Source organism: Pelomonas sp. KK5, assembly GCF_001984095.1.
Classification (GTDB): domain Bacteria; phylum Pseudomonadota; class Gammaproteobacteria; order Burkholderiales; family Burkholderiaceae_C; genus KK5.
The window spans coordinates 23107-30264 of sequence record NZ_LYVQ01000061.1; the positions used below are offsets into that span (position 1 = coordinate 23107).

At 71.0% G+C, this 7158-nt stretch carries 7 protein-coding genes; all 7 read right to left on the minus strand.

What is annotated here, in order from left to right; all coding sequences use genetic code 11:
• Positions 1-2: 2 nt before the first annotated feature.
• Genes B0W88_RS11925 through B0W88_RS11955 form a run of 7 tightly spaced genes read right to left on the minus strand, consistent with a single transcriptional unit; the run spans position 3 to position 7021 of the window.
• Positions 3-890: an SDR family oxidoreductase gene (locus B0W88_RS11925; protein WP_077034878.1), complete on the minus strand. Its 888-nt coding sequence runs from the start codon at positions 888-890 to the stop codon at positions 3-5.
• Positions 887-2050: an acetyl-CoA C-acetyltransferase gene (locus tag B0W88_RS11930; protein ID WP_077034879.1), complete on the minus strand. Its 1164-nt coding sequence runs from the start codon at positions 2048-2050 to the stop codon at positions 887-889. Before B0W88_RS11930 ends, B0W88_RS11925 begins: the two co-directional genes overlap by 4 nt.
• 16 nt (positions 2051-2066) lie before the next feature.
• Entirely contained in the window at positions 2067-3137 is a 1071-nt protein-coding gene (locus B0W88_RS11935) for an acyl-CoA dehydrogenase family protein (protein WP_077034880.1), read from the minus strand.
• Positions 3134-4294: an acyl-CoA dehydrogenase family protein gene (locus B0W88_RS11940; protein WP_077034881.1), complete on the minus strand. Its 1161-nt coding sequence runs from the start codon at positions 4292-4294 to the stop codon at positions 3134-3136. Before B0W88_RS11940 ends, B0W88_RS11935 begins: the two co-directional genes overlap by 4 nt.
• 8 nt (positions 4295-4302) lie before the next feature.
• Complete coding sequence (locus B0W88_RS11945; protein ID WP_077034882.1) at positions 4303-5067, minus strand: enoyl-CoA hydratase family protein; 765 nt, start codon at positions 5065-5067, stop codon at positions 4303-4305.
• Positions 5064-6125 carry a nitronate monooxygenase family protein gene (locus tag B0W88_RS11950; protein ID WP_077034883.1) on the minus strand — a complete coding sequence of 354 codons (1062 nt, stop codon included), beginning with the start codon at positions 6123-6125 and terminating at the stop codon, positions 5064-5066. The genes B0W88_RS11945 and B0W88_RS11950 overlap by 4 nt, the downstream gene beginning before the upstream one ends.
• Positions 6125-7021, minus strand: a complete 897-nt coding sequence (locus B0W88_RS11955; protein WP_077034884.1) for an enoyl-CoA hydratase — start codon at positions 7019-7021, stop codon at positions 6125-6127. Before B0W88_RS11955 ends, B0W88_RS11950 begins: the two co-directional genes overlap by 1 nt.
• Positions 7022-7158: the final 137 nt, after the last annotated feature.

Here is a 7158-nt window from a genome sequence, read left to right on the forward strand (position 1 = left end):
CGTCATGTGCCGTACACCTTCTGCGGGGCGCGCGTGTCGCGGATCAGCTGCTCGACCACCGGCGTCAGCTCGGCCGGATCCCAGCGCCCGCCCTTGTCCGCCACCGGCCCGGTATGCCAGCCATCGGCCACCGAGAGGCGGCCGCCCATCGCCTCGAAGCATCGGCCGGTCACGTGCGAGGACAGCGGACTGCCCAGCCAGACGACGATCGAAGCCACGTTGAGCGGATCCCACTCGTCGAAGCCGCTCTCGGGCTTCTTCACCAGCTCGGGCATCGCACCCTCGGTCATCGAGGTGCGCGCGGCCGGGGCCAGGCAGTTCACGGTGATGCCATAACGCGCCAGTTCAGCGGCCTGCACCAGGGTCAGGCCTGCGATGCCGGCCTTGGCCGCGGCATAGTTGCTCTGGCCGATGGAGCCCTGCAGGCCGGCTCCGGAGCTGGTGTTGACGATGCGCGGCGCCTCGACCGGGCGGCCGGCCTTGGCGGCATCGCGCCAGCGGCGGGCCAGCACATTGGCCAGGCAGAAGTGGCCCTTCAGGTGCACGCGCATGACGGCATCCCAGTCCTCTTCGGACAGCGAGAGAAACATGCGGTCGCGCAGGATGCCGGCGTTGTTGACCAGCACATGGACCTCGCCGAAGGCGGTCAGTGCCGCGTCGACGATGGCCTGGGCGCCGGCCAGCGAGGTGATGTCGCCAGCGTCGGCCAGGGCCTGGCCGCCGGCAGCGCGCACCTCCGCGGCGACGGCCTCGGCCGCCTCCAGGCGGATGTCGTTGACCACGACGTTCGCACCCGCCGCGGCGAAGGCCAGCGCATAGGCGCGACCCAGGCCGCCGCCGGCGCCGGTGATGAGGACCGTTCGCCGGTCGCAGATTCGCTTTTCGTTCATGCAGAGAGCCTTTCGATGATCGTGACGTTCGCCTGGCCGCCGCCTTCGCACATGGTCTGCAGGCCGTAGCGGCCTCCCGTGCGCTCCAGCTCGTGCAGCAGCGTGGTCATCAGCCGCGCGCCCGAGGCGCCCAGCGGATGGCCCAGCGCGATGGCGCCGCCGTTGACATTGGTCTGCGCGTGCGGATAGCCGGTCTCCTTCAGCCAGGCCATGACCACCGAGGCGAAGGCCTCGTTGATCTCCACCAGGTCGATGTCGGCCAGCAACATGCCGGCCTTCTTCAAGGCGTACTCGGTGGCCGGGATCGGCGCGGTGAGGTGCCAGATCGGATCGTCGGCGCGCACGCTCAGGTGGTGGATGCGGGCACGCGGCGTCAGGCCGTAGCGCTTCAGCGCGGCCTCGGAGACGACCAGCACCGCGGCGGCGGCGTCGCAGGTGGAGGACGAGACGGCGGCGGTGATCTTCGGGTAGGCCGGGTCCACCGGCTGCAGCGTGGCCATCTTCTCCAGCGTGCTTTCGCGCGCCGTCTCGTCCAGGCGGCAGTCGCCCAGCGGGACGATCTCGCGCTCGAAGCGGCCCTCGCGCATCGCGCGCAGCGCGCGGTCGTGGCTCTCCTTGGCAAACACCTCCATCGCCTCGCGGGAGATACCCCAGTGGTCGGCGATGCGCTGCGCGGCGTAGAACTGGTTGACCGGTGCATCGCCGAAGCGCGCGCGCCAGCCCTGGCTCTCGGCGAAGGGCGTCGTGAAGCCCAGCGCCTGGCCGGCCAGCATGGCCGAGGAGATCGGGATGCTGGACATGGTCTGCACGCCGCCGGCCAGCACCACGTCCTGCGTGCCGCTCATCACCGCCTGCGCGGCGAAATGGATGGCCTGCTGGGAGGAGCCGCACTGGCGGTCCACCGTGGTGCCGGGCACGCAGAGCGGCTGGCCGGCAGCGAGCCAGGCGGTGCGGGCGATGTCGCCGGCCAGCGCGCCGATGGTGTCCACGCAGCCGAAGACGACGTCGTCGTAGTCCTCGGCGGGGATGGCGGGGTTGCGCTCGACGATCGCCTTGATCACATGGGCGCCGAGGTCGGCGCCATGCACCGCGGCGAGCGAGCCCTTGCGCTTGCCGGTGGGCGAGCGCAGCGCGTCGACGATATAGGCTTGTTGTGCCATCAGATGAAGTAACTCGTTAGTTGAAGGTGGCGCCGGGGCCCAGCGGCAGGGCATCGCCGTCCAGCAGCGCGTCGCCCAGGCGGGCCTTGTGGAAGGCGCGGTCGCCCCAGGCGGCATCGAGCGCCCAGGCGCGCTTCATGAACATCTGCAGGTCCACCTCCCAGGTGTAGCCCATGGCGCCGTGGACCTGGATGCTCTTGCGCGCGGCCGTCCAGGCGGCCTCGGCGCAGGCGAGCTTGGCGTGCGAGACCCGGGCGGCGCGGCCGGGCTCGTCGGCGGCCAGCGCGGCGGCGGCACGGTAGAGCACGGGCTTGGCGAACTCGATCAGCGTCACCACATCGGCCAGCTGGTGCTTGATCGCCTGGAAGCTGCCGATCGGCTTGCCGAACTGCTTGCGCTGCGCCGCATAGTCCACGCCCAGGTCCAGCATGCGCTGGGCCAGGCCCAGCAGCTGGCCGGCCACGGCCAGGGCGGCGCGGTCCAGCAGTTCATCGGCCAGGCGCTGGCCGGTGGCGGCGTCGCAGAGCCGCGTGGCCGGGGACGGCGTCCATTGCACGGCGGCCAGGCGGCGCGATCCGTCGATGCTGGGGCAGGCGGTGAGCTGCACCTGTTCCGGCGCGAGGCCGTGCCATTCGATGCCGCCTTCGACCGCATGCGGCATCAGCAGCAGGTCCGCAAGGTGCGCATCGGCCACCCAGGGGTTCACCGGATGGCCCACCGCGATGCGCGCGCTGCCGTCGACGATGCGGGGCAGCCAGGCGGCGCGGGCTTCGTGCTCCGCAGGCAGGCCGGCGAGCAGGCCGGAAGCGAGGCAGGCGGTGTCGGCCAATGAATCGGGAATGGCGAAGTAGCCGAGCTGCTGGGTGATCAGCGCCCAGTCCACGTCGCCGAGGCCCAGGCCGCCCTCGGCCTCGGGCACCGAGAGCGCGGTGAGCCCCAGCTCCGCCAGCGCCACGCGCAGCGCGGGCGAGCGGCCGTCGCCGGTCTGCCAGATCTCGCGCAGCTTCTCCGGCGCGGCCTCCACCATCAGGAAGCGCGCCACCGAATCGCGGAACGCCGCCTGGTCTTCGTTGAAGTTGAAGTTCATTTCGGCAGGCCGAGCAGGCGCTCGGCAATGATGTTGCGCTGGATCTCGTTGGAGCCGGCGTAGATCGGGCCGGCCTGGGCGAAGAGGAAGCCTTCCAGCCAGTCGGCGCTCTCGGCGTCCGGCGCGCCTGGCAGGTACTCGGCGCGGGCGCCGAGGATGCGCATCGCGGTCTCGTGCATCTGCAGGTCCAGCTCGGACCAGAAGATCTTGTTGGTGCTGGCCTCGGCGCCGATGCTGGCGCCGGCCGCCAGCCGCGCCACCGTGTGGTACGAGGCCAGCGTGTAGGCCTCGGCGCCCATCCAGGCGCGCAGCACCGCCTCGCGGATGCCCGGATCTCGATCGGCGCTCCGGCGATGCCTGCGATAGAGCTGCACCAGCTTCTGCGCGGTGCGCTGGTAGCGGGCCGGCGAGCGCAGCAGCAGGCCGCGCTCGAAGCCGGCCGTGGCCATGGCCACATGCCAGCCCTGCCCCTCCTCGCCGATGCGGTGCTCCGCGGGCACGCGCACATCGTCGAAGAAGACCTCGGCGAAGGCCTGCTTGCCGTTCAGCGCGGTGATCGGGCGGATGGTCACACCGGGCGCGTCCAGCGGAACCAGCAGGTAGCTCAGACCATGGTGCCGCGAGCTGGCCGGGTCGCTGCGGAACAGGCCGAACATCCAGTTGGCGAAGACGGCGCGGGTGGACCAGGTCTTCTGGCCGTTGATCACGTACTCGTCACCATCGCGGATGGCCCGGCTCGTGATCGCCGCCATGTCCGAGCCGGCATTGGGCTCGCTCCAACCCTGGGCGAACATGTCCTCGCAGCGGGCCATGCGCGGCAGGAAGCGGGCCTTCTGCGCCGGCGTGCCGAACTCCATCAGCGTGGGCCCCAGCAGCAGGATGCCGTTCTGGTTGACGCGCTGCGGCGCATCGGCGGCGGCGTACTCTTCCTCGAAGATCAGCCACTCGGTCAGGTCGCAGCCGCGGCCGCCCAGCTCGCGCGGCCAGGTGACGCTGCTGTAGCCCGCGCCGGCCAGCGTGGCCTCCCAGGCGCGGTGCTGCTCGAAGCCCTCGCGGGTGTCGTAGCTGGCGAAGGGCTCGCGCGGCACATGGCGGGCCAGCCAGTCGCGCACCTCGGCGCGGAAGGCCTGCTGCTGCGGGGTGTAGGTGAGGTCCATGGTCGTCGTCAGAAGGTCGCCGCGCGCTTCTCGACGAAGGCGTGGCGGGTCTCGGCGGAATCGGGGCTCATATAGGCCTGCAGCGTGAAGCCCTGCTCCCAGCGGTACTTGGCTTCGAGGTCGCCGTCTTCCACGCCGGTCAGCGCCTCCTTGGCGATGCGGATCATGGCGGGGCTCTTGGCGGCGATGCGGGCGGCGATGTCCAGCGCCGTGGCGCGCAGCTCGGCGCGCGGCACCACGCGCTCGATGGCGCCGAGCTTCAAGGCCTCGGGCGCGCCGACCATCTCGCCGGTGAAGAACAGGTAGCGCGTCTTCTGCACGCCGAACATGCGCTGCAGATGGGCCGCGCCGCCCATCGCGCCGCGGTCCACCTCGGGCAGGCCGAAGGACGCGTCCTCGGCCGCGACGACGATGTCCGCCGCGCCGCAGATGCCGATGCCGCCGCCCAGCACGAAGCCGTGCACCGCCGCGATCACCGGCACCTTGTTGAGGTGCACCGCCTCGAAGGTGGCGTAGTTGCCGGCGTTGACCGAGACGATCAGCGTCGAGTCCTGGGCCAGCTCCTTGATGTCCACGCCGGCGCAGAAGCCGCGGCCCTCGGCGCGGATCACGATCACGCGCACCTCGGGCCGCTGGCCGAGGCCGCGGATCTCGGCGGCCAGCGCGTGCCAGCCGGCGTTGTCCAGCGCGTTGACGGGCGGATGGTCGAGCACCAGCTCGGCGACGCCGTTGTCGTGCACGGTGGTGATGAAGGGAGTTGTCTTGCTGCTCATGCGGGGATTCCGTTGAATTGCTCAATGCGGCTGCGCGCCTCGGCGACGATGCCGTCGATGACTTCGGCGCAGCTCTTCAGCTCGCCGATCAGCGCGGCCACCTGGCCGGCGGACATCACGCCCTCGGCGGGCCGGCCCTCGACCATCGACTTCTGCAGCAGCACCGGCGCGTTGGCCGCCATCACCGTCTGCGCCACGGCCGCCGGCCCCTCGCGCAGCGACTGCCACAACAGGGCCATCGCATGGCGCGTGCTCATGCCGGTCTGCGCCTTCCACTGCAGCGCGCTGGCGATCGCGATGCGCAGGCGCTTGAAGGCCGAGGAGGTCTCCAGCGCGGCCAGGTATTCGTTGTCGATCATGCGCTGCGGCATGCCGTCCACCAGCGTGGAGACGCGGATGCGGTCGGCGTCGCGCACCTGCAGGTAGCGCTCCAGCGTGGCGGCCGGCACGCCGGAGTCGCGCGTCATCAGGAAGCGCGTGCCCATCGCGATGCCCTGCGCCCCATAGGCCAGCGCGGCCACCAGGCCACGCCCGTCGTAGAAGCCGCCGGCCGCGACGACCGGCACCTTCACCGCATCGACCACCTGCGGCAGCAGCACCGTCGTCGGCACCGAGCCGGTGTGGCCTCCTCCCTCGCCGCCCTGGATCGTGATCGCGTTGGCGCCCATCTCGATCGCCTTCTGCGCATGCTTCAACGCGCCGACGGTCGGCATGCAGACGATGCCCGCATCGCGCAGCCGGCCGATCACCTGCTTGTCCGGCCCGCGGCCATAGCTGACAGCGCGCAGCCGGTGCTTCACGGCCAGGTCCAGCAGCTGCTGCGCATTGGGCTGGAACATGTGGAAATTCAGGCCGAAGGGCGCATCGCCGGTGGCCTCGCGGACCTGCGCGATCGCCGCCTCGATGCGCTCGGGCGCGATCGTCGCACCGGCCAGGAAGCCGAAGCCGCCGGCCTTCGTCGTGGCGATGACCAGCTCGGGGCCGGCCACATAGCCCATCGCGGTCTGCACGACGGGATGGCGGCAGCCGAGCAGATCGCACAGCGCGGTCCTGACCATCACGCAGCCTCCTGCTTGTTGGCCTGCACCATGCTCTTCGCGTCATGGCCGCCAAGAGAGCCGGCGCCCAGCAGCTGGCTCTGCGCATGGGCGAAGTGGTGATAGCCGAAGGCCAGGTCCATCGTCGTGCGCAGGCCCTGCAGCTCTTCCGCGCGATTGATCACGGTCTTGGTCAGCGACAGGCCCAGGCGCGGCTGCGCGGCAATGCGCGCGGCCATCGTGTAGACCTCGCTCTCCAGCTGCTCGCGCGGCACCATGCGGTTGACCATGCCGAAGCGCTCCGCCCGCTCCGCGGCCATGCGCTCGCCGAGGTAGAGGAACTCCCGCGCGATGCGCGGCGGCAGCTCGTGGGCATGGGCGAAGTACTCGACGCCGGGGATGCCCATGCGCACGACCGGATCCTGGAAGAAGGCGTCGTCGCTGGCGACGATCAGGTCGCAGATCCAGGCCAGCATCAGGCCGCCGGCGACGCAGGCGCCCTGCACCATCGCGATGGTGGGCTTGGGGATCTCGCGCCAGCGGCGGCACATGCCCAGGTACACCTCCTGCTCGCGGGCATAGAGCTGTTCGGCGCCGGGCTTGTTGGTGTGGTCCCACCACAGGTGCCTGCGCTCGAAGGGCTTGTCGATGTCGCGGCCCGGCGTGCCGATGTCATGGCCGGCGCTGAAGTGCCTGCCGGCGCCGCGCAGCACGATGACCTTGACGGCGTCGTCGGCCACGGCGCGCTCGAAGGCGGCGTCCAGCGCATAGGTCATCTGCGAGTTCTGCGCGTTGTTGAAGGCCGGGCGGTTCATCGTCAGCGTGGCGATGCCTTCGCGTGCCTCGTACAGCACCGGCTGCTCGGTCTCGTAGACGGCGCGGTCCTCGCGCTGCACGAATGCCTCGGTGATCGCCATCGTCAGGCTCCCAGCACGGTGGCGCGCAGGCCGTGCGGATCGAGGCGGGCCAGCAGGGCGAGCTGCTCGTCCGTCGGCGTGGCGGTGGTCGGCAGGTCGGCGGGCACATGGACCGGGAAGCCCGTGGCCGCCTGTAC